23 protein-coding genes, 1 tRNA gene and 3 pseudogenes are annotated in these 23807 nt (G+C 66.4%); 19 read left to right on the top strand and 8 right to left on the bottom strand.

What is annotated here, in order from left to right:
* Nucleotides 1-30: 30 nt before the first annotated feature.
* Nucleotides 31-168 carry a hypothetical protein gene (locus tag IPK85_15210; GenBank protein ID MBK8248733.1) on the bottom strand — a complete coding sequence of 46 codons (138 nt, stop codon included), beginning with the start codon at nucleotides 166-168 and terminating at the stop codon, nucleotides 31-33.
* A 2507-nt stretch (nucleotides 169-2675) separates the two neighbouring features.
* Between IPK85_15210 and IPK85_15215 the strand changes: the two genes are divergently transcribed.
* The 7 genes from IPK85_15215 to IPK85_15245 all read left to right on the top strand — a co-directional run bounded on the left by IPK85_15215 (nucleotide 2676) and on the right by IPK85_15245 (nucleotide 6661).
* Nucleotides 2676-2960 carry a hypothetical protein gene (locus tag IPK85_15215; protein ID MBK8248734.1) on the top strand — a complete coding sequence of 95 codons (285 nt, stop codon included), beginning with the start codon at nucleotides 2676-2678 and terminating at the stop codon, nucleotides 2958-2960.
* 426 nt (nucleotides 2961-3386) lie between these two features.
* Nucleotides 3387-3554, top strand: a complete 168-nt coding sequence (locus IPK85_15220) for a hypothetical protein (protein ID MBK8248735.1) — start codon at nucleotides 3387-3389, stop codon at nucleotides 3552-3554.
* Nucleotides 3555-4329: 775 nt separating this feature from the next.
* Complete coding sequence (locus IPK85_15225) at nucleotides 4330-4539, top strand: hypothetical protein (GenBank protein MBK8248736.1); 210 nt, start codon at nucleotides 4330-4332, stop codon at nucleotides 4537-4539.
* 736 nt (nucleotides 4540-5275) lie between these two features.
* The gene (locus IPK85_15230; GenBank protein ID MBK8248737.1) at nucleotides 5276-5491 is read left to right on the top strand and encodes a twin-arginine translocation signal domain-containing protein; all 216 of its coding nucleotides are present in this window, start codon (nucleotides 5276-5278) and stop codon (nucleotides 5489-5491) included.
* Entirely contained in the window at nucleotides 5440-5766 is a 327-nt protein-coding gene (locus IPK85_15235) for an FAD-binding oxidoreductase (protein ID MBK8248738.1), read from the top strand. The genes IPK85_15230 and IPK85_15235 overlap by 52 nt, the downstream gene beginning before the upstream one ends.
* A gap of 319 nt (nucleotides 5767-6085) precedes the next feature.
* Nucleotides 6086-6421 (top strand): hypothetical protein, encoded by a 336-nt coding sequence (locus IPK85_15240; GenBank protein ID MBK8248739.1) that lies wholly within the window; start codon nucleotides 6086-6088, stop codon nucleotides 6419-6421.
* Nucleotides 6422-6472: 51 nt separating this feature from the next.
* Nucleotides 6473-6661, top strand: coding sequence for a hypothetical protein (locus IPK85_15245; protein ID MBK8248740.1), 189 nt, complete (start codon nucleotides 6473-6475; stop codon nucleotides 6659-6661).
* Nucleotides 6662-7088: 427 nt separating this feature from the next.
* Here the strand turns inward: IPK85_15245 and IPK85_15250 are convergent.
* Nucleotides 7089-7472, bottom strand: a pseudogene (locus IPK85_15250) (transposase).
* A 532-nt stretch (nucleotides 7473-8004) separates the two neighbouring features.
* Between IPK85_15250 and IPK85_15255 the strand changes: the two are divergent.
* From IPK85_15255 to IPK85_15270, 4 genes are all read left to right on the top strand, one after another.
* Complete coding sequence (locus IPK85_15255) at nucleotides 8005-8250, top strand: hypothetical protein (GenBank protein MBK8248741.1); 246 nt, start codon at nucleotides 8005-8007, stop codon at nucleotides 8248-8250.
* Between the two features lie 22 nt (nucleotides 8251-8272).
* Nucleotides 8273-8704, top strand: coding sequence for a hypothetical protein (locus IPK85_15260; protein MBK8248742.1), 432 nt, complete (start codon nucleotides 8273-8275; stop codon nucleotides 8702-8704).
* Between the two features lie 346 nt (nucleotides 8705-9050).
* A tRNA-Ser gene (locus tag IPK85_15265) sits at nucleotides 9051-9134 on the top strand.
* A 187-nt stretch (nucleotides 9135-9321) separates the two neighbouring features.
* Nucleotides 9322-9540: a hypothetical protein gene (locus tag IPK85_15270; protein ID MBK8248743.1), complete on the top strand. Its 219-nt coding sequence runs from the start codon at nucleotides 9322-9324 to the stop codon at nucleotides 9538-9540.
* 409 nt (nucleotides 9541-9949) lie between these two features.
* Here IPK85_15270 and IPK85_15275 read toward each other — a convergent pair.
* The 3 genes and pseudogenes from IPK85_15275 to IPK85_15285 form a co-directional block, all read right to left on the bottom strand.
* Nucleotides 9950-11721: pseudogene (locus IPK85_15275) on the bottom strand (amidohydrolase).
* 234 nt (nucleotides 11722-11955) lie between these two features.
* Entirely contained in the window at nucleotides 11956-12222 is a 267-nt protein-coding gene (locus tag IPK85_15280; GenBank protein ID MBK8248744.1) for a sulfatase-like hydrolase/transferase, read from the bottom strand.
* A 272-nt stretch (nucleotides 12223-12494) separates the two neighbouring features.
* On the bottom strand, nucleotides 12495-13166 hold the full coding sequence (locus IPK85_15285) for a sulfatase-like hydrolase/transferase (protein ID MBK8248745.1): 672 nt from the start codon (nucleotides 13164-13166) through the stop codon (nucleotides 12495-12497).
* A 10-nt stretch (nucleotides 13167-13176) separates the two neighbouring features.
* Between IPK85_15285 and IPK85_15290 the strand changes: the two genes are divergently transcribed.
* On the top strand, nucleotides 13177-13467 hold the full coding sequence (locus IPK85_15290; protein MBK8248746.1) for a hypothetical protein: 291 nt from the start codon (nucleotides 13177-13179) through the stop codon (nucleotides 13465-13467).
* Nucleotides 13468-13560: 93 nt separating this feature from the next.
* Here the strand turns inward: IPK85_15290 and IPK85_15295 are convergent, their stop codons facing one another.
* The 3 genes and pseudogenes from IPK85_15295 to IPK85_15305 form a co-directional block, all read right to left on the bottom strand.
* Complete coding sequence (locus tag IPK85_15295) at nucleotides 13561-13785, bottom strand: CBS domain-containing protein (protein MBK8248747.1); 225 nt, start codon at nucleotides 13783-13785, stop codon at nucleotides 13561-13563.
* The gene (locus IPK85_15300; protein ID MBK8248748.1) at nucleotides 13758-13979 is read right to left on the bottom strand and encodes a CBS domain-containing protein; all 222 of its coding nucleotides are present in this window, start codon (nucleotides 13977-13979) and stop codon (nucleotides 13758-13760) included. The genes IPK85_15295 and IPK85_15300 overlap by 28 nt, the downstream gene beginning before the upstream one ends.
* Before the next feature lie 98 nt (nucleotides 13980-14077).
* A pseudogene (locus IPK85_15305) lies at nucleotides 14078-15683 on the bottom strand (amidohydrolase).
* Nucleotides 15684-15863: 180 nt separating this feature from the next.
* Here IPK85_15305 and IPK85_15310 point away from each other — a divergent pair.
* The 7 genes from IPK85_15310 (at nucleotide 15864) to IPK85_15340 (ending at nucleotide 23783) form a co-directional block, all read left to right on the top strand.
* Nucleotides 15864-16520 carry a DUF2911 domain-containing protein gene (locus tag IPK85_15310; GenBank protein ID MBK8248749.1) on the top strand — a complete coding sequence of 219 codons (657 nt, stop codon included), beginning with the start codon at nucleotides 15864-15866 and terminating at the stop codon, nucleotides 16518-16520.
* A complete protein-coding gene (tal, locus tag IPK85_15315; protein MBK8248750.1) occupies nucleotides 16517-17626 on the top strand; it encodes a transaldolase in 1110 nt (369 codons plus the stop codon). Before IPK85_15310 ends, tal begins: the two co-directional genes overlap by 4 nt.
* Nucleotides 17627-17702: 76 nt before the next feature.
* Nucleotides 17703-19097 carry a pyruvate kinase gene (gene pyk, locus IPK85_15320; GenBank protein MBK8248751.1) on the top strand — a complete coding sequence of 465 codons (1395 nt, stop codon included), beginning with the start codon at nucleotides 17703-17705 and terminating at the stop codon, nucleotides 19095-19097.
* Nucleotides 19098-19159: 62 nt separating this feature from the next.
* Nucleotides 19160-19936 carry an MBL fold metallo-hydrolase gene (locus IPK85_15325; GenBank protein ID MBK8248752.1) on the top strand — a complete coding sequence of 259 codons (777 nt, stop codon included), beginning with the start codon at nucleotides 19160-19162 and terminating at the stop codon, nucleotides 19934-19936.
* A 40-nt stretch (nucleotides 19937-19976) separates the two neighbouring features.
* The gene (locus tag IPK85_15330; protein MBK8248753.1) at nucleotides 19977-21359 is read left to right on the top strand and encodes a glucose-6-phosphate isomerase; all 1383 of its coding nucleotides are present in this window, start codon (nucleotides 19977-19979) and stop codon (nucleotides 21357-21359) included.
* A 91-nt stretch (nucleotides 21360-21450) separates the two neighbouring features.
* Nucleotides 21451-22872 (top strand): class II fructose-bisphosphate aldolase, encoded by a 1422-nt coding sequence (locus IPK85_15335; GenBank protein ID MBK8248754.1) that lies wholly within the window; start codon nucleotides 21451-21453, stop codon nucleotides 22870-22872.
* Nucleotides 22869-23783: a YihY/virulence factor BrkB family protein gene (locus IPK85_15340; protein ID MBK8248755.1), complete on the top strand. Its 915-nt coding sequence runs from the start codon at nucleotides 22869-22871 to the stop codon at nucleotides 23781-23783. Before IPK85_15335 ends, IPK85_15340 begins: the two co-directional genes overlap by 4 nt.
* The last annotated feature ends 24 nt before the right edge of the window (nucleotides 23784-23807 follow it).

A 23807-nucleotide genomic window follows, 5' to 3' on the forward strand; every position in this document is an offset into this window, starting at 1 on the left:
CGGGACTTCGGACGACAAAAACGCCGCGAATCAGAATTCGCGGCGCTTCATCTCCTGGAAGATTTCCTGTACGGCCTCGACCTTCTCCTCGGGGTCCTTCTGCGTGGCCGCCAGCGTCGGATCCTGCCAACGCGCAGGCCCGGCCTTCTGCTTTCCCTGCTTCCTCATCTTCTTGATCGGGGCCTGCATCTGCCTTGTCGTTCATACGGGCACGGGGCGGCGGATGGGCGTACGCCGAAGATGAACGCTCGGCAGCCAGTCGGTGAAAGGACGGCCCGTGAGCGCCGAACGGACGGGAAGAGACGCCGCCCGGCCACACCTTGGCCTCCCGACCGCGGCGGCTGACAGGCGTTGTTGGTCAGCTTTTCGTCGTGACAGTCACCAGCCGCCCGCGATCGCCCGAAAAGTGTTCTCAGCCTGTGCGATGGGTAGTACCGGATCTGTTGGATCACCCCGATCTCGCTCCGCGGAGTTCGGTCACTTCATGGCTTTTACTACCCGTTGAAGACTACGAATAGTGGGCAAAATGGGGTTGCCGCATGCTCGTCCGCTCGTTCACTCGCAAGAAGTTCGGTCGTAGCCGCCGGACGAGGTCGAACGCATTCCCCACCCCTGGCTTGGCCACGGTCGACTTTTCCTCCTCGAAGCAAAGCTGTCCGGGTTGCGGGAGGTCGGTGCAGGGGTGGCCGCGTCCGCAGCCATCGTACTCGCTGTGGCGGCGGTCGTCGTTCCAGTCGAGACGGTGGACGACTTCGGCGCACAATAAACGAGGCTGCCGGCAGCGTGGGACCAGCAGGAATGACACCGCTTGGCGGTCATTAGGCGCGTTGGGCCGGGTGGGGATCCCTGAATCTCGCGCCGAATGCTCCGTCAGCAACCCCCTCCCGCGGCCGCACCGACTTCCAGGCTCCATCTTCCCTGCCATGTCACAGCCGGACTTTGACCAACGCTTTGCCGAACCGGGGATGGACCTACGGCACAGGTGTGACTTCCCTGCGCGACCGCGTGGGCGACATCCCGGGTGGCGGTCAGGTCCTCTGCCTTGCTGAAGGGCAGGGGCAGAAACGCCGTCTTCCATAGCGACGCTCCGGGTGCGCGGTAACCACAGTGGACCAACTCGGTGCCCAGGCTGGAGAAGGCGCAGATTGCTCGCCGCCGAGCGTGGGGTACCCCACAACGACCGCGGCCGACCTCGCCGAGTTCGAGATCCGCATCGGCGCTTGGGATGGGATCGTAGTCCATCTTGGCCCACCTGCCACAGGCGCTACGCCAGCAGGTGCACCGTGGGGTGGTGGCCGGATTGCGCCCAGAAGTGTTCATCCTCAGGAGGCGTATTCGCCCGCACAACTCGCCCGCCGCCCGGGGCCCTCGCTCAGCGGAGCTCCTGATGAAGTGTGGTAGATCTGCATGGGGAACTCGCCGGGCTGAAAATGCGTCGTCGCGCACCGGATCGATCGAGAGGTGATTGAAGTACCACACGGGGCTTGCCTCCGTGGTGCCAGGTTCTGGCGCGCAAGCCGGGGTTGACGAGGGGCGTTGTCAGGTGAACGATGACGGCGATGCGCGCGCCCCTCGTCGGCCCTCGTCTGCGTCCTGTTCGAGGCCGGTTCACCACCGCCCCCGACGCACTTGAGCGCGTCTCCGGCTTCGTTTTGACTCCCGCTGTCACGGACTGGCGCTTGGATGCCACGGTTTGGTTGGTGGCGCGGACCACTCCGCGTGGCGGAAGGCATGAGCTGCGCGGACCGGCTCGTCGGCGATTGAACCATCGATGCCGTCCACGTGGCGACTACCTCGCCAGTTTTCATCATCGCCGCTCGATTCCTCGGGCTCATGCAACTTCCGGTCGTGGTGCGCGTGGATCGCGACCTCGACCGGTTGCCACCGGCGACGCGAGCGCCTCAGCGCATTTCCACCCTGCACCATGGAGCGTCCCGCGGGAGGTGACGGACAACACCGGGATACTCTATGGTAACGTTCGACACGCGCGCACCGGCACCGCCGTTCGCGACAGCGCGCGGCGTGGCGATCGAGTGGACGGAGACCAAAGCTCGGCGAGCGAAGGACGTGTGGAAGTGGTGGACCGTGCGGACATAGCGTTGACTTAGCGCGCGAAGCAGGCTCTTCGTCTTTTGCGACCTGCCCAGGAACCTCCCGTGCTCGCGCGTGGGGCGTTCGCCGAGACGGCATACCGGCTACATCGAGTTCCGGGTGCCGTCCGGCGGGGTACGCCACCGCGCTGAGGTGGTGGGTGGTGGACGTCCAGGTGGCCTGGCGACGACTCGGCTGAGTCGCGCTGGAGCGGCGAAGGCGCGGCTGGCTGGGATCGTTTCGCGATGTGGAAGGGCGCGCCGTGGCAGGAGCCAGTTGGCGCTGCTGGGCGCCGAGGTCGATGGGCTCGCCAATAAGACCAGCTTTTTCGTTTCGGACTCCCTGCCGAGCGGACGTGGACCCTTACAGGTGCGCGCGCTGAGGCAGCGCCCTGGCGGCAGGTGGTGCGCCTCATCCGGGGAGTCATTGCGCGGGCGGCGATCACATAAGGAGACCCCATCACCGCATAACGACCGGATATGTCCGCGGGGAGGTGGTGCTCCGCAAACTGGTGATTCGAAGGCGGCGGCGACGCACCCAGTTCCGGCAATTCCTCACGCCGCTAGACCGCGCAGAGCCGTCCGATGACGCCGTGCCTTGTTGCAGGGTGCAGGATCGAGATCAGCGGCGCGGGTCAGTTCGCGATGGTGGTGATGAAGGCCACGAGCCGCGTCCCCGGGCTCGACTACTGCGCCCCATCGTTGTACGTGGATGGGGTGCTGGACCCGTCGGACGACTACGATCGCTGGCTGGCGGAAGACTTGTTGGGGATCGAGGTCTATCCCGCGAAGCGATGCGGGCCGGCCGATTCACCAACCGGCACCGGTGCGGAAGTATCGCGATCTGGTTGCGCCCGCGCCCGGGGCTGAGACCCCCCGACGCCGCGACGTCGGTCACCGACGAGTATTAAGGCGTATGGCGGGGCCGCAGCGGTTCGTCCCAAGCGCGTGACAGGACGTGGGGTGATAGGGTCGCCTGGGTGTCAGCTGTGGTTGCGACCACCTCCACAGCCGGTTCCACGTCCTGTCCCGTGTGCTCCCCTTGCTCGTGGCATCGCGTTAGGCAGCGCGACTGCCAGCGCCCAGACAGTCAGCCGCCAAAGTCCGTCCGGTGCGCCGGGAACAAGTTTGACATCCTGCCGTCGAGCCGGTCCGGGATGGCCAGTGTCTGGATCGCGCTCGATGACCGCTCTCGATCCCCTTGCCACCCCCGCCAAGGTCCACGCGACACGGCTCCAGTGCCGTGTTTGCGCTCCCGTACTTCCGACGGCAACTCCGGCAATCGCAAGTGGCGGGATGACCATGCCGGTGGGCGGGTTCTTCGCCTCCGGGGAGTGGGCCGGCGCGGCGACCGTGGCCATCCAGCAGATCGATCGCGCGAATGTGGGTTCGGTGTACCGCTCTCCGAGCGCAGTGCCATCAACCGATATTTCACCGGCGTCCCGGGACGCCTACGCCTGGTAAGAGGTGAAATGTGGGGCGGCCGTCGTCAGTTCGCGGACTCGGCGCAATCTGATGGCGTTGACCTGCTCTATGCCGGGAGTGACACCATCCGACAGGACGGGTCCGCGGCCGACTTTCGCGGCAGGCTGACCAAGGGGGTTATGGGAGGGAACCGCATGTTCGAGGTGGTGATGGTGCACAATCGATCGGCGATGACGCACGATGCACACCACAACATTCGGGTTCGACTCGACAAACCGGATCTGGGGCATGCGGAGCGCGACCGGGACCACAATGCGGACAAGACGAATATCTGGGGCTGCACACGAGTATGTGCGTCCGATGGGCACGGAGGGTGGCGCGTGGGTTGGCTGGCTACGCCAATCGGTTGTCGCATCCCAAGATCCCCAACTATCGGTTGATGAACATTCCGCGCGACCCGGGAACACGAACGCGTTCAACCTCGGTGTTGGCTTGGCAAGGTGACCGACGCGGCCACCTTGGCGTCGACTTTATCTATGAACCCATCTTTCGAGACTTGGGCTTCCAGGATGCCGCGCGGGACACCGCAATCGCCGGGGCGGCACCATCCCCGCTGGCGGGAAGACGGTGGAGAATACCTTCCGCTTCTCAACACGAAAATGCGCCTCGGGATCGGTCGCGAGCAGGCGAGCAAGCGCAACGGGCACGGTCTCCGGCTTTCAGTTCGGGCTCGCGCTGGGCACGGTCAACTACCGCCTCAGCAGCGGAACAACGTGCTGCGCACCGATCGCGTGCAGAACGAGCACTGGATGGAATGGGCCCCACGCTGGGGTACCACTACAAGTCGCGCGACTTCGAGCTGCTGTACAACGTGCGGATGACCTGCTTCTCGGGAGCGCGCACGCCGAGCCCGGTGGCGATGACGTGTCGATCACCGCCGCGTCGCCGACGCAGGGCGGGGGATCATCGCCGCGCCGGCCTCCCGCTCACTTTTGATGGTGGCGCGCCATCGTGCACCGGATGATGATCCGCCTCCCGATCCGGTAAACCGCCAAGGGCGAGTCGCGGGGCGTCCGATGCCCCCCGCGTGCTGCCCCGTACCGCTCGTGCCGCGCGTGCTGCCCGTACCGCGCAATTTGCCCGGTGCCCCCGGCGTGCCCCTCGTGCTGCCCGTACCCGCCCGTGCCGCGCCTTGGCGGTTCACTCGATCCACCGTCCGGTCGACCATCGCCGCCTCCCGACCCCGGCACCCCACTGGCACCGGAGGTGGCCAAGCGAACATTTCCCCCGTTCGCGCACGACCCGTTGCCCGGGGTCCCGATTTCGAGGAAGATGTCCCGACCCAGTCGCCGCCTGCTGGCCGTCCTGCCAGCGGCCTTGTTGCCTTGCAGATCCTCCCCGCCCAAGGGGACTCTACCGTAACTCCCACGACCCGATCGGTCATTACGGGGGTGTTCAACACCGAGCAGGTCGCCCGCGGGCGAGCGGGTCACCGGGCGCAGTGCGCGTCGTGCCATGGCGCCGAAGCGTATACGGGTGCCGATTTCGAGGCGGCATGGAAGGCCAGACCCTGTTCGACCTGTTCGAGTTGATCCGGACCACGATGCCGAATGACAACCCGGGAGCATTCCCCAGAACGAGCTGGTCGACATCGTGGCGTACATCCTGAATCTCAACGGCTATCCGCCCGGTGAGCCGAGCTGCCGAACGATCCCGGAAGCGCGCTCAGCTGGTCCAGATCGACACCATCCGCCGCGCCCGTGAGCACCCTCGATCGTCGCGACTTCCTCAAGACGGCGGGCGCCCAAGCGGGGCTGATCGTCGCTGGTGGGTCGTCGTTAGGCGTGATGGTGCAGGACCTGCGGCAGCGCAACAACCGCGCCCACGGGCTCCCGGCCTGTCGACCGCGGCACCGGATGTCGTGGTGGTTGGTGCGGGGTGTATCGGTGGATGGACCACGCATCACCTGCAGCTGATGGGAGCGAAGGTCGGCGTGATCGACGCCTACGGCCTGGGGAACTCGCGCTCCACGTCGGGGACTTCACCCGCGGTTTTCGCGACCTCGTACGGCGACCGTCCGCAGGGCGAGCAGTGGATGCTCTGGGCGCACGAGGCGATCGCGAAGTGGAACGAGTGGAACGAGATCTTCTGGAAGGAGATGGAGCCCGCGTCTTCTTCCAGACCGGCGACCCTGATCACCCGCGCGCGGCCCGGGAGCCGTTCCTCACCAAGACCCGCGAATTGTGGGTGAAGAACAAGATCCCCACACGACGTTGACCGTGGACGAGGCGAGGTATCGCTGGCCGGTCTTCAACCTGGACGGGATCAACGCGGTGCTCTCGAGCCGCAAGCTGGCGTAGGTCGCGCGCCGCTCCTGTGAGCTGGTGGCGGCGCGCATTGCTGAAGATGGGCGGGACCCTCACCATCGAGCGCGTGACGACGATCATGCGCGGCGACGGCTAGATCGACCACCTGCTCCTCTCCAACGGGGATGTAGTTCGCGCCGGCCACTACGTCTTTGCCTGTGGGCCGGCTGGGCAAGGTCTTCGCCGGCCTGTTGGGCCCCGCGCATGCGCGCCCCGATGGGGAATGTCTTCTGTACGGCGACCCCGGTGGGCGATCCGCGCTTTCAGGCGCCGCATGCGGCGAGCCACAACTTCCCGGCATTACGGGTGGCCGGCGGTCCCGATCGACAACCATGGCTTCCGGACGCGGATCGGGGCGGTCACGGCTGGCGACCCGGATTCCAGCGAGCGGATGGTGGAGCGCCTAACGTGGCGCGCCTGCGCACCTTCCTTGCCGAGCGGTTCCCCTTGTTGAAGGACGCGCCGATCAATGAGCAGCGCGCGTGCCACTACGAGAGCACGGTCTCGCGCAACTTCATCATCGACAAGCACCGGACCTGAAGAACGCGTGGATCGCCGGCGGCGGGAATGCCGAGGCGTTCAAGCAGGCCGGTGTTTGGCGAGTACGTGGCCAAGCGGGTGTTGGGAAAGCCGACCGATCCTGCGCTCACCGAGGCGTTCCGCATTCCGACGACGACGTACGAGGAGGAGCGCAAGGCGGAAGAGGCGGCGAAGGCGGCCGGCCAGCCGGCGCCAGCTCGGCGGCCGGGTGGGGACAGCGACTACTGGGATGATGTCTGAAGACGGCAGACGGCAGACGATGGAGGTCCATGCGGCGTTGGGCACACCGCGATCTTCCCCCTGCTGCTTCAGGGCGGCTGGACGGAAGTCGGCGGAAGACCGAACGGGGAACCCGGTCTACGTGAACTCCGTCGCTGGCAGAAAGGCAGGACGGGATCATTTCGGCCACGGTCCGCGTGGTTTACGCGAAGAAGGTCGCTATTCCGGGGGAGAAGGACTCGCTCACGGCCTCCAAGGCCACGGAGGCCATGTTCAACTGCACGGCGAAGACCTTCGCCGGTGAAGGGAGAGCTGGATCTACTTCAACGAGAAGACCGGAAAGACCTACCAGCACAAGGTGAACCGGTCCCGGTACGGGCCGACGATCGCGGGGTCGTTCGGCGACGTGGCGCTCAAGCACTACTGCAAGGGCGGATAACCCTGAAGGTCACTCGATAACGCTGCCGTCGCCGCATTGCCGCGTCTCGGCCTCATTCGCTGGCTTCAACGCCCAGTGCACGCGGTGCATGAGGAACAGGGCGCTCGCAGCTCCAGCCCCGTTTCGCGCTGAATCTGGAGCGCGCTCACACCCTCTTTTGATGCGCAGGCGCGGTAGAACGCGAGACACCAGAAACGGAAGGGGATTGGGGAGTCCTCCGCGAGCGTGTCTACGCGCACGGTGAACGCTGCTTGCAGCCGTAGCACCGCCACAGATGGCGGCGATTCCCATGGTCCCGTCCTTCGCCATCATTTGACGCACCGCTGTATCGCCGCAGCGGGGGCAGCAAGGCGTATCGCCCCACCGCTGCTCCTCGAAGAAGGCGACCGCCGCGCCCCTCGTCGGCGCAGGCGCGTGGGATCCTTAACTCCCGGCAGGCTTCTTGCTGGCGACGTTGGGGCACATCAGGATACTTGACGCACGACGCGCAGCCAAGAGCGCCGTGCTCTGGAATCTTCGGTGACGGCCGGTGTATTGACTCGTCCAAGAGCACAGTGCTAGTTTTGTCTCACGGATGAGCGAAGACCAAGCCATCGCGGCCGCCAAGGCCCTTGCGAACACAGTGCTGCTCGACCGCCTCAAGGCGGCCGTGCGGCGGCAGTTCACCCGTACACGCAAGGCCGAGAACGAGCTGCTGGACTACGGCCTTGATATGCGCGGAGCCAGGGCGCTCATCTTGGAGCACGAGGGGGGATTCGCGACCGGTTTCCCTCGACAAGTATCCGGACGTCTTCGAGTACCTCGTGGTGCTCAGGGTGCCCGTCGAGGGGTTTCATAAGCCGTTCTATGTGAAGGTTGGGCTTGCCCTTCCCGATCTGGACTCAGGAGAACTGATCTCATTCCACGAGTGGGGTCTTCATAACCGATGAACAACACCGAGATGCAAAAGGAGACTTGCACGCGCTGCCGTAAGGGCATGGTGTCGCCGGTAACGGTAGACGCGGAGCACACACACGACGGCGAGACAGTCTCGTTCAACGAGACTTTCATGCGCTGCTGCAACAACTGCGGGCGCGAATACTTCACCGAGGAACAGTCGGACGCCCGACAAATGGCTATTACGAACGCCATTCGCGCCAAGGCGCGGGCTGCTTACGACGGAAGAGATTGAACTCGCCCGCACGCAATATGGCTTGAATCAAGCCGAGTTTGAGAAAGCGCTAGGCGTTGGCAAGAACGTGGTGGGACGCTGGGAGCGCGGCACGGTGCCGCCAACCGGTGCGGCCAACCTAGGTCTGTGGGTCGCACTCCATGAACCGGAAGTATTTGCCAAGTGGGCAAGAACTAGGGGCGTCGAGGTAGCGATTCCTGCGCCCGCCCCAGCGGTGGCCGTTGCGCGCACAACGCAAGCGCCCACCGCCACGCCTAGCGTGCTGCTGTTCCGCGTGCCCGGAAAGGCGAAACACTTCTCTGGTGCGTGGCCGACCGTGTGGAGAGCGAGGGCAACTCTCATCAAATGGAGGTCTTCTCTCCGTGAAACTCCCGGATTTCGCAAATCGTGCTTGAAGGCGTGCGGTTCAAGCATCGCGATGATTACCTCACGATTCCTCCGGGCAAGGAAGTAAAGGAAGTGGGGTCAAGCTAGACATTCAAGTTGCCCGAGCTGCGGGAAGACCTGAAGGCCGCGCTCGTTCGCTTGTGGCCAAAAGCGACGAAGACGCGGTTTACCAGTTCGACATTTCCTACGTGATCTTCTTACTCGATGGAATGGGACGAAGGCGAAGACGGCCTGAGAACTTGATCAACGTTTGATCCAAAACGGGCAGTAACATGTTGCTGCCCTACGTCCTGAAGCTGGTTTCTAGTCTGACGGGACGGGCAGGTTCGGCCCGACGTGGGTCGCCCAACCACTTTCAAACCGCCAGCGCCGTCTGCCGAACCGGTTGCGCCGCCGGCGGCTAGGTGCAGGACGCGGTCGTGGCGAAACTGGTAGACGCGATAGACTTGAACCTGCTTTGCAAATTCGCGCTTGCGGTTCAACTCCCGCCGACCGCACAGGAGCGGCGCAAGAAGTACGGCAAAGAAGCCGCCCACATGAAGAATCCCACCCTAAAGCCAGAAATCCTCAAGGTCGAGGGTGACTGGAAAGAGGCCGTTAGGGCTGCACTGAAACGCGGGAAACCGCCCGCATCAAAGGGGCAAGAAGTAATTCACCCTAGCCGACGAAAAGGAGGTGAGATTTATGTCCAAGAACGAGAAGTCATCTGGCAAGATGGCGTCCCTTGCCGGGAAGATTCTGGAAGCGGGCGAGAAGAAGGCCACTCCGCAAGACGCGAAGAAACTGGCGGCCTCGGTTCTCACGCAGGCCCCGGACAAGCAGCAAGAAGTAGCTTTGTCTGAATCAGCGCTGTGCCGCGTTAGGTCGATGACCCGCCGCACAGCGGAGACGGAATCGTCATGATCCCGCAGCCCTGAAGGCGAACGTCGCCCTCGGGCTCGTTGATGTGCGGAGCGATGACCTTTGATCGCTTGCCATCCAAGACCAGCCAGCTGACGGAACGACACGTCGCGCCGCGGTCCTGGATCTCGCCAGCAAGCGACTGCCATCTGCCCGCCGACGTGGGAGTCTTCTCCACCATTGAATAGGAGGCGCATGGTCACTGAATGACGGGTTGGGCAAGCACCTAGTTCCCGCGATTCCACGGAGAGGAAGGGGTGATCTACCTCCCCGGGATACCGGCCGCGAGCGGCCTCGGTCGCAATGCAGGTCACACTCGTCGCCGCCCGCACCCGACCGCCTCCTCCCCGTGCGGCCGGCGGGAGCGGGCCATCACGGGGTGGAGGCGCGTAGCGGCCCCACCGGTGTCGGTTTACTGCGCGACAGGCTTTACGGTCGGGTACTTGATGCCGAGCTGGTCGAGGTACGTCTTGTGCTTGGTTGATCGTAATAGTACTTCGCCATCAGCGGGCGGTACTTGGCCATGATCTCCTCGTTCAGCCAGGTCGGCGGTCCGTCGTTAGTCCGAGGAAGCTCTTGTACTTCGTGACCTTCGTCTGGTCATTGTTGAGTAGTCCCAGGCGTCGGCGACCAGCTTGGGCGTGAGCAGGATGTCGAGCATCGTGGTCGCCGCACCTTGGCGCCAGCCACGCCGCCCCTTGTGGGCGATCAGGGTGGCCATCGAGATCCCGTTGGCCCAGTTGTGGCCCGGCATCCCCGGGATGTTCGACGGGTAGCGCAGGGTGACCGTCGGCACGTTCCACGACACGTCCCCGATGTCGTCCGAGCCGCCGCCTAACGAACGGGACATGTCGACCGGCCCTTCGAGGTTCCCCGGCAGGTCCACCAGCCCGGTCTCCGGGAAGTTCAACTCCCGCTGGATCCCCTTGGCCAGCGCCTGGTCGTTGGCGTCCCACTCGGGTTGCCGACCCGCTTGATGTTGTCGTAGGTCGCCTGTGCAATGAACTTGTTGAAGTGACCGCTCAGGCGGAGCCGAGGATCATCACGGTGTCGAGCTGGGTGTCGGTCATCATCGCGGCGCCGCGGGCAATACGCTTCGCCGCCTCGAAGTTGGCCACCACCTTGTCGTAGTCGCGCTCGCGGATGTAGAACCAGATGCTCGCCGTTTGTGGCACGACGTTCGGCTGGTCGCCGCCGTCCTTGATCACGTAGTGGGAGCGCTGCGCGGGCTCGAGGTGCTCGCGCTTGAACTCCCATCCCTGGGCCATCAGCATCACGGCGTCGAGCGCCGACTTGCCGCGCCAGGGGGCGCCGGCGGCGTGCGCGGTCTGGCCCTTGAACTTGAACAGCGCGGTCACGATCGCGTTCGAGCCCGACTGTCCCCAGGAGACGCCGAGGTTGTTGCCGACGTGGGTGAACATCGCGACGTCGACGTCCTTGAACACGCCGGCGCGCACCAAATGCGCCTTGCCGGCCACCTGCTCCTCAGCGACCCCGGGCCAGATCTTGAGCGTCCCGGGGATCTTCTCGCGTTCCATGATGTCCTTGACCACCAGCGCGGCGGCGATGTTCACCCGCCTGCCCCGAGTTGTGGCGCTTCACCGTGGCCCGGGGCACCAGGACCAGCGGCTCGAAGTAGCCGAACGCCGGCTTCTGGTTCGACTGCGGGATGCCATCGATGTCCGAGCCTAACGCGATCACCGGCTTGCCCGAGCCCCACGTGGCGACGAAGGCCGTGGGCATCCCCGCGACTCCGCGCTCCACCTTGAATCCGTTCTTCTCGAGGAGCCCGGTCAGGTACTTCGAGGTCTCGAACTCCTGCATGCCGAGTTCGCCGAAGAGAAGACCTATGGTCGATGATCTCTGGATGAGCTTGGCGCGCTCATCGATCTTGGCGATCGCCTCGACCTTAAGCTCTCGAGTCGAGGATCGGGTTCTGGGAGCGGGGGCGGGCTTCGCCTGGGCGCCGGAAGCCCCTGAGCTCCGCGCCCGGGGGCTTTCCCCTCCTACCGCGTACCCGCCGGACCTGCGGAGCGCTGCACGTCCACGTCGCCGGCGAGCGTGACCCGCCCGGCTCCCGGGGTCTGACCGTCCCGCTGGATCGAGGCGACCGTCGCGCGCGCGGCGCCGGAGCGCTCCCGTACGGCGACATGGTCGAGGCGGCGCAGGTTCTGTCGTTCCCACGGATCCGTCTCAAGATCGTACAGCCACTCGGCCTGGCGACCATCCACGATGTAGTGGTCGTCGCCATCGATCACCGAGTACATCCGGCCGAACGACGAGGGGACCGCGGGGTTGTTGCGGATCCACGGATGCTGCTCCAGCGACGCGTACTGCGGCTGCTCGCCCAGTCGCCCCTCGGCGAGGGCGACGAGCGACTGCCCGGGGAACGTGCTGGACGCCCGACCGTCGACCAGCTCAGGATGGTGGCGGGGGGATGTCGCGAAGGCTCGCCGCGGCGGCGACGCGCGTGCCGCCATCGCGACGACGCGGATCCACGATCAGCAGGGGGACGCCAATGACCGGGGCGTTCAGGTTGGGCTGGTGGCCGACGATCATCGAGGCGCGGTCACCAAACTCTGCGCCGTGATCCGACGTGATCACGAGGATCGTATTCTCGCGGAGGCCGCGGCGGTCGAGGTCGCCAAGGAGGTGGGCGAGCTGCCGGTCGAGGTACCGAGGCATTCGGTATACGCGGCCTCGAGGTCACGCTGGGTCTGCCGCGTGCTGATTTCCGTGTCTTCGTCGAACCAGTAGCGCGTGCCAGCGGCGCGGAGCCTGGCGGCGTGCTCGCCCGGCAGGAGGTACGGCTCGTGTGCATCAAACTGGTTCAGGACGGCGAGGAAGGGACGATCGCTGGGGCGCTGGTCCACCCAGTCAGGAAGGCGGTGTTGATCTGCTCGGCCGATCGCCGCACGAGGCTCTGGTGTCGATCGCCGAAGCGGTCACGCGCCTTCTCAGGACGCGACGCGCGACGTCCAGGACTGGCCGATGGACTGCGGGGAGAGCTCCGGGCGGTCGTCGTAGTGCTGAAAGCCGCGTCCGATGCCGAAGGTGGAGCGTCCGAAGAACAGGTTGGCGGTGACGCCAGACGTGACGTAGCCGCGCTGCTGCATGGCCTCGCCGATGGTCAGCGGGGCGTCGTCGAGCGGCGCGCGGTAACTCGCGGTGAGTTCGTGCGGCCAACGGCCGGTGAACATCGAGGCGTGCGACGGTAGCGACCACGAGGCCGGGGCGAAGGCGCGGTCGAAGGTGAGGCCCTTCGTCGAGAGTGCGGCGAGGGTCGGCGTCACGTCGGCGGGCGCGCCCCACGGCGTGAGGCTCGCGGCACGCGCGGTATCCCAGATCAACACGATCACGTTCGGTGCCCCCGCCGCAGCCTCGGCCAACTGGGCCACAGACAGGCGTTCGCGCACGGCGCGCTGCGCGGGGATGGCCAGGGCCGCGAGGAGCAAGGCAGCGGAGGTGGCGACCGCCAGGCGGCGCACGGGGAACCGCAGGCGCACCCCATCACGCGACAGGAGTCGGGCGACGGTGGCGGCGACACCAGCGGCGAGGAGTCGGGCGGGCCAGCTGCTGATCCCGACGCGGGCTCCGATGATGAGGCTGTACGCGGCGGCGAAAGCCACCAGCGGAACGATGAGGCGCCGCACGGAGACGCGGGACCAGTCGATCCACGACGAGGAGTCCGAGCGCCACCGGAAGGAGGACGGCGAGGGCGGCGAGGGGGCCGGTCCAGAGCGCCTCCAGGCCGACGATCAGGTCAGTCGGCTCATGCAGGCCCCAGCTGCGAATCCAGGTCACGGCCGACTCGGACAAACCGCCGAGTGTAGCTACGAGCACCACCACGGCGACGACGTCGCGGGGGGCGAGGCGCGGAAATGGGGAAACCGGTGGTGGCGAAGTGGGGCGCATGTCGGGCCGGTGTGAATGCACCGGGAATCTCCGTCCATGAGCCGTCCTTGTCTGTGACGTGATGCCCTTCTTAACGTGCCGTGCGCCCCTCGCCGAACGGGAGCTGCGTCACACGCGACCAGGCTCTTCGTAGTGGGTCAGGATCGCGGCGAGGTCGCTGGCGGTGATCATCCCCGTGACGCGGCGGTTCTCCACCACCGGCAGGGTGGTCACCTGGTGGCGCGCCATCAGGTCCGCGGCCACCCAGGCCCGTGCTTCCGGTGCGACGGTTGGCGTGTCCGCGATGACCGCGTTGGCGACCGGCGTCACGGCGAGGCGGCGATCCAGCTCCACGCGGGGAACACCGCCTCGCGGGGCAGGGCGGCGCGCAGCGAATCCGGGGTGATCACCCTGACCAGCTCGCCCTGGTGGTCAACAACCGGCAACTGTGCGAGGTGCGCCCACTCCATGATCGACCGGGCGGCCGCGAGTTTCTTGTCCACACGGATGGTGGGGACGTTCCGGGTCATCGCTTCGCGAACGAGCATTGGGGGGCCTCAGGTGTGCGCTGTGTCACAAGCGTCGGCAGCACCCGTTGCCACTTGAGGGGGGATTCCCGGTCCTGTCGGGAATCCCCCCTCTCCGGTCACTGCACGGGCTTCAAGGTCGGGTACTTGATCCCCAACTGTTCGAGGTAGGTCTTGAAGCGCGTGGGGTCGTAGTAGTACTTCCGCATCTCGGGACGGAACCGGGCCATGATCTCGGCGTTGAGCCAGATGGGCGGGGTGTCGCCGGGGCGAGGAACGACTTGTACTTCGTCGTTTTCGTCTGGTCTTCGTTGAAGTACTTCCAGGCGCTCGCGACCGTGGCCGGCGTGAGCATGAGGTCGAGCAGGGTCAAGGCCTGCACCTTGGCCCCGGCGAGGGCGCCCTTGTGCGCGATGGGGGTCGCCATCGCGATGGTGTTGGACCAGTTGTGCCCCGGGAGGCCGGGGATGTTCGAGGGGTAGCTGAGCGTGACCGTGGGCACGTTCCACGACACGTCGCCGATGTCGTCGGAGCCGCCGAACGCGACGTTGGCTGGCGCGGGTCCCTGGAGGTCCTGCGTGGTTTGCGTCAGGAGCCCGGTCTCGGGAAAGCTGAGTTCGCGCTGGAGTGCCTTGGCCAGTCCCTGGTCATTCGCGTCCCACGCGGGAGCCCGACGCGCTTGATGTTGGCGTGGGTCGCTTCGGCAATCGGTCGGTTGTGATGGATGTCCCAGGCCGAGCCCAGCATCAGGACGGTGTCGAGTTGCGTGTCCGTCATCATGGCCGCCCCGCGCGCGATGCGCTTGGCGGTCTCGAAGTTGCGCACCACGCCGTTGTAGTCGTTCTCCCGGAAGTAGAACCAGATGCTGGAGGTTTGCGGGACGACGTTGGGCTGGTCGCCACCGTCCTTGATCACGTAGTGTGAGCGCTGGTTGGGTTCGAGGTGCTCCCGGCGGTATTCCCAGCCCTGCGCCATCAGCATCACCGCGTCGAGGGCGGACTTCCCACGCCACGGGGCACCGGCCGAATGGGCGGTTTGCCCCTTGAACCGGAACTCGGCGCTAACCATGGCCAGGGCACCGGAGCGGCCCCACGACACCTGCAGGTTGTTGCCCACGTGGGTGAAGAGGGCCGCATCCACGTCCTTGAAGACCCCCGCGCGCACCAAGTGAGCCTTGCCGGCGAGCTGTTCCTCGGCCACTCCGGGCCACAACATGAGCGTGCCGGGGATCTTCTCGCGCTCCATGATCTCCTTCACCGCGATCGCTGCGGCGATGTTCACGGCCTGGCCGGAGTTGTGGCCTTCACCGTGACCGGGTGCTCCCGTGACAATGGCCTCGCGATAGCCGAAGGCGGGCTTCTGGTTGGCCTGTGGGATGCCGTCGATGTCCGAGCCGAGGGAGATCACCGGCTTGCCGGACCCCCACTTCGCCACCCACGCGGTCGGCATGCCGGCCACGCCGCGTTCGATCGTGAACCCGTTCTGTTCAAGCAGCCCGGTGAGATACTTCGACGTCTCGACTTCCTGGAAGCCGAGTTCGCCAAAGGAAAAAAGCATGTCGACGATTTCCTGCACCATCTTCGCCCGACCCTCGACCTTGGTCAGTGCCTCCGTCTTGAGGCGTTCCAGCCGGGGGTCCGGGCGTGGCGCAGACTGGGCGAGAAGCGAGCCGGTGAGGCCGACAGTCGCGGCGATGAGGAAAGGGCGAAAGGCACGGACCTTCATTGCGGTGGGCTCCAGGATGGCGTGACGTGGCGGATAAGTAGCACTCCATTCAGCCCGGACGGGAGCCCCGCAGGCGGTCACCTCTGGAGCAGCTCGCCGGAAATGACCCCGCGTGGCCCGGCCTGTAGGCGCGCAGCGATCGGATACGCCACCGTGACGCATCCCCCGCATGGACAGCTGATGCCTCGCAACGCCCCCACGTCAATCGCTTGCCCGGCACCCTCGCAACCGGGCAGATTTCGCCCTCAGCCTCGCCACCATTCACCGGTCCCTCCGTTGCGTCTCTCCGTCCTTCTCCTCGTCGCCGCGGCGACTCCCGTCGCTGCCCAACTCCGCTCGGCACCGAGCACCCGCGTCACGGTTGAGGTGACGCTCAACCCGCCGCGCCCCGCGCAAGGCCAGCCGGCGGGCACGCCAGCAAAGATCAAGCTCGACTATGGACAGCCTCACGCGCGCGGCCGCGTCGTGGAAGGCGCCCTCAAGGCGGACCTGGACACGGTGTGGCGGCTCGGCGCGAACACCTCGACCACCCTCACGACCGAGGTGGATCTGGTGATTGGCGGCGCCTCAGTCCCCAAGGGGGCCTACTCGCTGTACGCGCGCACGTCGTCGCGCGGGGGCTGGAAGCTCATCATCAACAAGAACACGGGGCAGTGGGGCACGGAGTACGCGAAGGAGCACGACCTGGCGGCCGTTGACCTGGCCGCGAAGACCTTGCCCGTCAGCTTGGAGTCGTTTGTCATTTCCCTGGTCCCGGCCGGCGACGGCAGCCCGAAGGGCGACCTGCGGATCGTCTGGGGCACGCGTGAGTTCACGACGACCTGGGCGATGAAGTGAGCCACCCTCGTTTTCAGGCGTTGCTCGACGCCGGACAATCGATTTGGCTGGACTTCATTGATCGGCGGATCCTCCAGGACGGCTCGTTGGCTCGCCTGATCGAGGAAGGGGTGCGAGGGATGACCTCGAACCCCACGATCTTCGAGAAGGCCCTCGCCGAAAGTGATGCCTATGACGCGCAGGTCGGGGCCGCCCCCGACCATCTCACGGCGCACGAGGTCTTTGAGCTGATCGAGACGGACGACGTGCGCACAGCATGTGACGCCTTTCTCCCGATCTACCGCGCGTCCGGTGGGGACGACGGCTACGTGTCGATCGAGGTGTCGCCGGGGGTTGCCCACGACGCCGATGCCACCGTGGCCGAGGCCCGTCGACTCTGGGCCTCGGTAGACCGGCCGAACGTGATGGTCAAGGTGCCGGGCACGGTCGAGGGGGCCCGCGCGGTGCGCCGCCTCATCGCCGACGGCATCAACGTCAACGTCACCCTGCTGTTCGCCATCTCCGCGCACGATCGGGTGATTGAGGCGTATCTCAGCGGATTGGAGGATCGCGCGGCCGCTGGCCACCCGATCGACCACGTGGCCTCCGTGGCGTCGTTCTTCGTGAGCCGCGTCGACAGCGAGATCGACAAGCGCCTCGCGGCCATCGGCGGGGAGGCGACGGCCCTCCAGGGACGCGCTGCCATTGCGAACGCGCGACTGGCCTACCGGCTCTTCACGCAGCGGTTCGCCGGCGAGCGCTGGGAGCGCCTCCAGGCGCGCGGCGCCCGGGTGCAGCGACCGCTCTGGGCGAGCACGAGCACGAAAAACCCGGCCTACCGTGACGTGATCTACGTCGAGACCCTCATCGGGCCTCACACGGTGAACACCATGCCGCCCGCGACCCTGCAGGCCTTCCGTGACCATGGGGAGTCGCCCCGCACGGTCGACCAGGGGTGGGACCAGGCCGAGGCGCTCCTTGCCGCCCTGGCTCGGCACTCGATCGCAATGGACGCGGTGACCGACCAGCTGCTCGCCGAAGGGCTCGCGTCGTTCCAGAAGTCGTTCGATTCGCTCATTGGGGGGTTGGCTGCCAAGCGACAGGCGTTAGGCGCTGCCCGCGCCTGAGCCACCCTTGTCCCCCGGGTCCCCCGGCCGATACTCCGGGGGACCGCCCACATCCCGCCCTGACGTGACCTCACATATCCCGCGCACCAAGGTGGTCTGCACGCTGGGCCCGGCCACCTCGACCCCCGAGGCGATCGGGGCGCTCATGGACGCGGGACTCAACGTCGCGCGCATCAACTTCTCCCACGGCACCCACGACCAGCACGCCGAACGGATCCGCATCGTTCGCGAGGAAGCGCGTCGCCGTGGTCGCCCGGTCGCCATCCTCGGCGACCTGCAGGGCCCCCGGATCCGCATCGGCGACCTCGCGACCCCGATCCTCGTGGAATCGGGGCAGGACGTCGTGTTGTGTTATGAGGCGGTTGCCGCGGCCGGAGACATCCCGGTCACCTACGAGGACCTGGCCACCGACGTAAAGGTGGGCGACCGCATCCTGGTCGACGACGGGCTCCTCGAGCTGGTGGTCCTCGACATCGCTGGTCCCCGTGTGCATGCACGCGTCGTCTACGGTGGGCCCATCAAGAGCCACAAGGGGCTCAACCTGCCTGGGGTCGCGGTGTCCGCGCCGTCGCTGACGGACAAGGACCGGGTCGACATCAGCTTTGCGATCGAGCAAAAGGTCGACTACCTCGCGCTGTCGTTCGTGCGGCGCGCCGAGGATATCGCCTCATTGCGGGCGCTGCTTCCCAAGGGGATGCTGATCGTCGCCAAGATCGAGAAGGACACCGCACTCGCGCAGATCGAGAGCATCCTGCGTGCGACCGATGCGGTGATGGTGGCGCGTGGGGACCTGGGGGTCGAGCTGCCGTTCGAGGAAGTGCCGCTGGTACAGAAGCGCATCATTCGCCTCGCGAACGTGATGGGCCGGCCGGTCATAACCGCGACCCAGATGCTGGAGTCGATGATCCAGAATCCGCGGCCGACGCGCGCCGAAGCCAGCGACGTGGCCAATGCGATCCTGGACGGAACGGATGCCGTGATGTTGTCGGCCGAAACGGCCTCGGGGGCCTATCCGCGCCTGGCCGTGCAGGCCATGCATCGGATCATCACCGAGATCGAGCAGCATCCGGCCCCGGCGCGGGATACGCGACGTCTCGCCCAGGGGGCGGCGTCCACAGAAGAGACCATCGCCGCGGCGACCGCGACCGCCGTTCGCCTGCTGGGTGCTCCGCTGGTGGTGGTGTTCACCAAGAGTGGCTTCAGCGCCCGCATCGTCGCCGCGCAGCGACCTGGGGTCCCGCTTCTCGTCCTCACCGACATCGAGCGGACCTACCACCAGCTCGCCTTGGTCTGGGGGGTGATCCCCGTGCTGGTGTCGCCGAGCGAGACCTACATGGAGATGTTCAAGAAGGCCCACGCGGCCATCCTGCAGCGGGACCTGGCCCGGGAAGGGGATCGTGTCGTGGTGACGGCCGGGGTGCCGTTTGACGTCCCCGGCTCGACCAACCTGATGAAGGTGGAAGTGGTCTGAGCCGGGGTTGGCACGGTGATGGGGGGCGGCGGTAGGTTCCCCATCATGCGGCGCAGACCCTCATGAGGCTCACCTTTCTCGGCACCGGCACCAGCTTTGGCGTGCCCCAGATTGGCTGTCCGTGTGCGGTCTGCGCCTCCACGGACCCGCGTGACAAGCGCACCCGCTGCGGCGCGGTGATCGAGTCGGCGACCGGCACGCGGATCCTGTTCGACACTCCGCCCGAACTCCGCCTGCAAGTGATTGCGTGCGGCATCGATCGCATCGACGCGGTCTTCTTCACGCACGATCACGCTGACCACATCCACGGGATCGACGACCTGCGAGCGTTCACCGTGCGGCAGCGGGGAGCCCTCCCGATGTATGGGCCGCCGGAGACGCTGCGGCGCCTGCACGAACGCTTCCGCTACATCTTCGATGACGGAATGCAGCCACTGCCGGGGACGTCAAAGCCGGAGGGGATGGCCCGCCCGATCGAGGATGGCGACATCAGTCGCGTGGGTGACCTGGAGGTGCAGGCGATCGCGGTGCCCCATGGGCTCGTGCGCGTCTTTGGCTACCGGGTGGGTCCGATCGCCTACGTCACCGACGCCAAGACCGTCCCCGTGGAGACGGTGGACCGGCTGCGCGGCGTTGAGGTCCTCGTGTTGAATGCCTTGTTCCACAAGGCGCATCCGACGCACCTGAGCATCAGCGACGCGGTGAGTGTCGCGCAGCAGGTGGGCGCCCGGCGGACCTACCTCACGCACCTGACGCACGAAAATTTCCACGCGGCGCTAGAGGCCGAGCTGCCGGCGGGGATCGTACCGGCGTACGACGGCCTGGTGGTCGAACTGTGATGATGGCACTTCACCTGACGGGACGAGGAGAGACGCGGCGATGAGCATCACGCTGGACTACACCTTCATGCTGTCCGAGGCGGTGCGGGGCGGGGTGCCGCGCGCCGACTTGCGGGGCGCCGACGTGGCCTTTCGCGCGGCCGCCGCCGATGTGGAGCGGCGGCGGGCGTCAGGTGAGCTGGGCTTCATTGGCCTGCCCGGCAACATGTCGTTGGTCGAATCGGTCGAGCGTTTTGTGGCAGGCACGGCCGGCCGCTACACGGATGTCGTGCTTCTCGGGATCGGCGGGTCGTCGCTCGGGCCGGTGGCCCTGCGTACCGCCTTGCGTCCCCCGCACTGGAACCAGCTGGACGCCGCGGCGCGCGGCGGTTTTCCGCGCCTCCACGTGCTGGACAACGTGGACCCACATACGATCGACGCGGTGGTTACGCGCGTCACGCTCGCCGACACGCTGTTCCTGGTGGTGTCCAAGTCCGGCGGGACCGCAGAGACGATGGCCCAGTACCTGGTCGTCCGCTCGCGTCTCGTCGCTGCGGGACTATCCCTGGCGCGACACCTGTGCTTCGTGACTGACCCGGCCAAGGGGGCGCTGCGGCCGATCGCGACGGCGGAAGGCATTCCGGCTTTGGACATTCCCGCCAACGTCGGTGGGCGTTTCAGTGTGTTGTCGCCGGTGGGCACGCTGCCCGCGGCGTTGATGGGGATCGACATCCGCGCCCTGCTGGGCGGGGCCGCGGACATGGCGACGCGCTGTGCGACCCCTGAGCTTGACCGGAATCCGGCCGGGATCTGGGCCGTGCTCCAGTGGTTGGCGGATACTCGAGGGGGCAAACCGATCCATGTGTTGCTTCCCTACAGTGACCCGCTGCGCGACCTGGCGCTCTGGTTCGTGCAGCTGTGGGCCGAAAGCCTGGGGAAGATCCAGCCCGGTGGCGCGCACGTCGGCCCCACCCCGGTGCCCGCCCTGGGGGCCACCGACCAGCACAGCCAGGTCCAGCTGTTCATGGAGGGCCCCGAGGACAAGACGGTGACCTTCATCGCGGTGGAGCAGCCGGACGTGGATGTCACGATACCCGCCCTTCACTCGGACGTCCCGGACCTGGCCTACCTGGCCGGCCACTCGCTCTGGGAGCTGCTGAACACGGAGCGACGGGCCACCGCCGGGGCGCTGGCCTCACGCGGTCGGCCCAGTGCAACGATCACCCTCGAACGGGTGGATCCCTGGCACCTCGGCGGCCTGATGATGTTCTTCGAGCTCGCGACGGCCTACGCCGGGGCGCTATACGGGGTCAACGCCTTCGACCAGCCCGGGGTGGAGCAGGGGAAACTCTTCACCTACGGGATCATGGGGCGCCCGGGCTTTGACGCCGCGCGGGAAGCGTTCGAGCGCCTGCCGCAGCCGTCAGCGGATTGCCGGGTGTAGGGGCCCGCACAGGTGATGTAACTTTGGCCCGTCGCCGCCAGTCTCCCCGGCAAACGTGGTACCCGCCACATCCTCCGAACGCTCGATTGCCATGACTGCTCCGATCTCTGCCCACTCCGCCCTTGGCCAGGCCGTCACCCGCGTTGACGCCAAGGTGACCGTCCACGACGAAAGCGCCCTCGCCGGCCCGGCCATGGACGCGGTGGTCCGCGATGCGGTCTTCGGCGAGGCCAAGGCGAAGGACTATGCGCGCTGGCTGCTGTGGGAGCTTGGACAGGCGGTGGGGGTCCGGCCGTGCTCCATCCACGACCTCTACATGGCGCGCGGCCGCGGCGAGACCCACGGCTTCACGGTCCCGGCGATCAACGTGCGTGGCGCCTCGTACGACACTGCGCGCTCGATCTTTCGCGTCGCGAAGTCCATGGACGCCGGGGCGTTCCTCCTCGAGATCGCGCGCTCCGAAATTGCCTACACCGATCAGCGGCCTTCGGAGTACGTCGCGGTCATGCTCGCCGCGGCGCTCCGCGAAGGCTTTCGAGGGCCGCTGTTCATCCAGGGCGACCACTTCCAGGTCAACCACAAGAAGTTCGCCGCCGATCCGGTCACCGAGGTCGATGCAGTGAAGAAGCTGGCCAACGAGGCGATCGAGGCCGGCTTCTACAACATCGACGTGGACACGTCGACCCTGGTGGATCTCTCCAAGCCCACCCTGGTGGAGCAGCAGCGCCTGAACTACGAGATCTGCGCCGAGATCACCCGCTACATTCGCGAGCGCGAACCCAAGGGAGTGAACGTGTCGATCGGTGGGGAAATCGGCGAAGTGGGGACGGAGAACTCGACCGTCCACGAGCTGCGGGCGTTTATGGACGGCTACAACGCCGCGCTGGCGCGCGTGGCCCCCGGGGCCGTGGGGCTCAGCAAGATCTCGGTGCAGTCGGGGACCTCGCACGGTGGGGTTGTGCTGGCCGACGGCTCGATCGCCGATGTCAAGCTGGACCTGAACACGCTGGAAGAGTTGTCGGTGGTGGCGCGCAAGGAGTATGGATTGTCCGGCGCGGTCCAGCATGGCGCGTCGACCCTGCCGGACGATGCGTTCCACAACTTCCCGCGCACAGAAACCGCCGAGATCCACCTGGCGACGAACTTCCAGAACATGCTGTACGATCACCTGCCTGCCGGGTTGCGGGACGAGATCTACGGTTGGCTGCGGGAGAACGCGAAGGACGAACGCAAGGCGACCGACTCCGACGAGCAGTTCTTCTACAAGACCCGCAAGAAGGCGTTAGGGCCGTTCAAGGCGAAGCTCTGGGCGCTCCCGGCGGACGCGATGGCGCGGCTGGCCGCGGCGTACGACGCGAAGTTCACCTTCCTCTTTACCCAGTTGGGGATGCGAGGGACGCGCGCGATCGTGAAGCAAACGGTCAAGCCGCTCGCGGTGCATCGCCCGTTGCCCGGCACGCCGGGGGCCGTGGTGGTTGAGGCCGCGCCGGACGACGCGACGCTGAGCGATTGACCCTCTCGGGGCTCCGGCAGCAGGCGATTCGCGTCGCCCTCGCGCTGGGCGACTACGCCCGCCGCGTCTGGGTGAATTCCGGCGAGGATCGGATCTTCTTCCTCGCCGGGGCCATTGCCTTCAACATCCTGCTGGCCGCCGTCCCGTTCGTGTTGTTGCTGATGTCGGGGCTGACCTATGTCCTCGGCCTCTCGGAGGACGCCTCGATTGCCGAGGTGGTGGCACTGGTCGACCGGTTCCTGCCCCCGCAGGTCGCATCGGCCGAGGCCGTGCACCGCCTCATCGCGGACGTCGTCGCCGCCCGACAGTCGTTAGGGGTGTACGGGGCCCTGCTGTACGTCTGGTTCTCCACGCGGCTCTTCGGGTCGCTGCGGACCGTGCTCGCCGACATCTTCGACATCGAGACCGACCGGAGCATCCTGTCGGGGAAGTGGTTCGATGTGCGGATCACCGTGTACTCGACCATCCTCCTGCTGGCCTGGGTGGCGCTGTCGCTCTACCTCGCCGTCGCACGCTCCCGCGGGCTGGGGATCCTGGCCGAGGCGGGGGTGCAGGCAGAGGTGATGGGATGGCTGGAGTATGCCGCCGGCCGGGCGATCGCCTTTGGCTTTGTGGTCGCCATCCTCTTTTCGCTGTACAAGGTGCTGCCCAACCGTCGCATTCGATGGCGGCAGGCGCTGGTGGGTGCGGTGTCGTCGGCGGTGCTCCTGGAGATCGCGCGCAACTTATGGACGGCGTACACCAAGTCGTTTGATCCCGGCTCGGTGTATAGCGGCACTCTGTACGCCCTCATTTCGGTGGTCTTCTGGGTCTACTACGCGGCGCTGATGTTCATCCTGGGCGGCGAGGTGGCGCAGGCGCACGAACTCCGCCGCGTTAGGCGGCTGCAACGTGCCCGTTTTGACGCCTGACGCCCCGGGGAAGCCCGGGTAGAT

The sequence above is a fragment of the Gemmatimonadota bacterium genome (assembly GCA_016712265.1).
Classification (GTDB): Bacteria; Gemmatimonadota; Gemmatimonadetes; order Gemmatimonadales; family Gemmatimonadaceae; genus RBC101.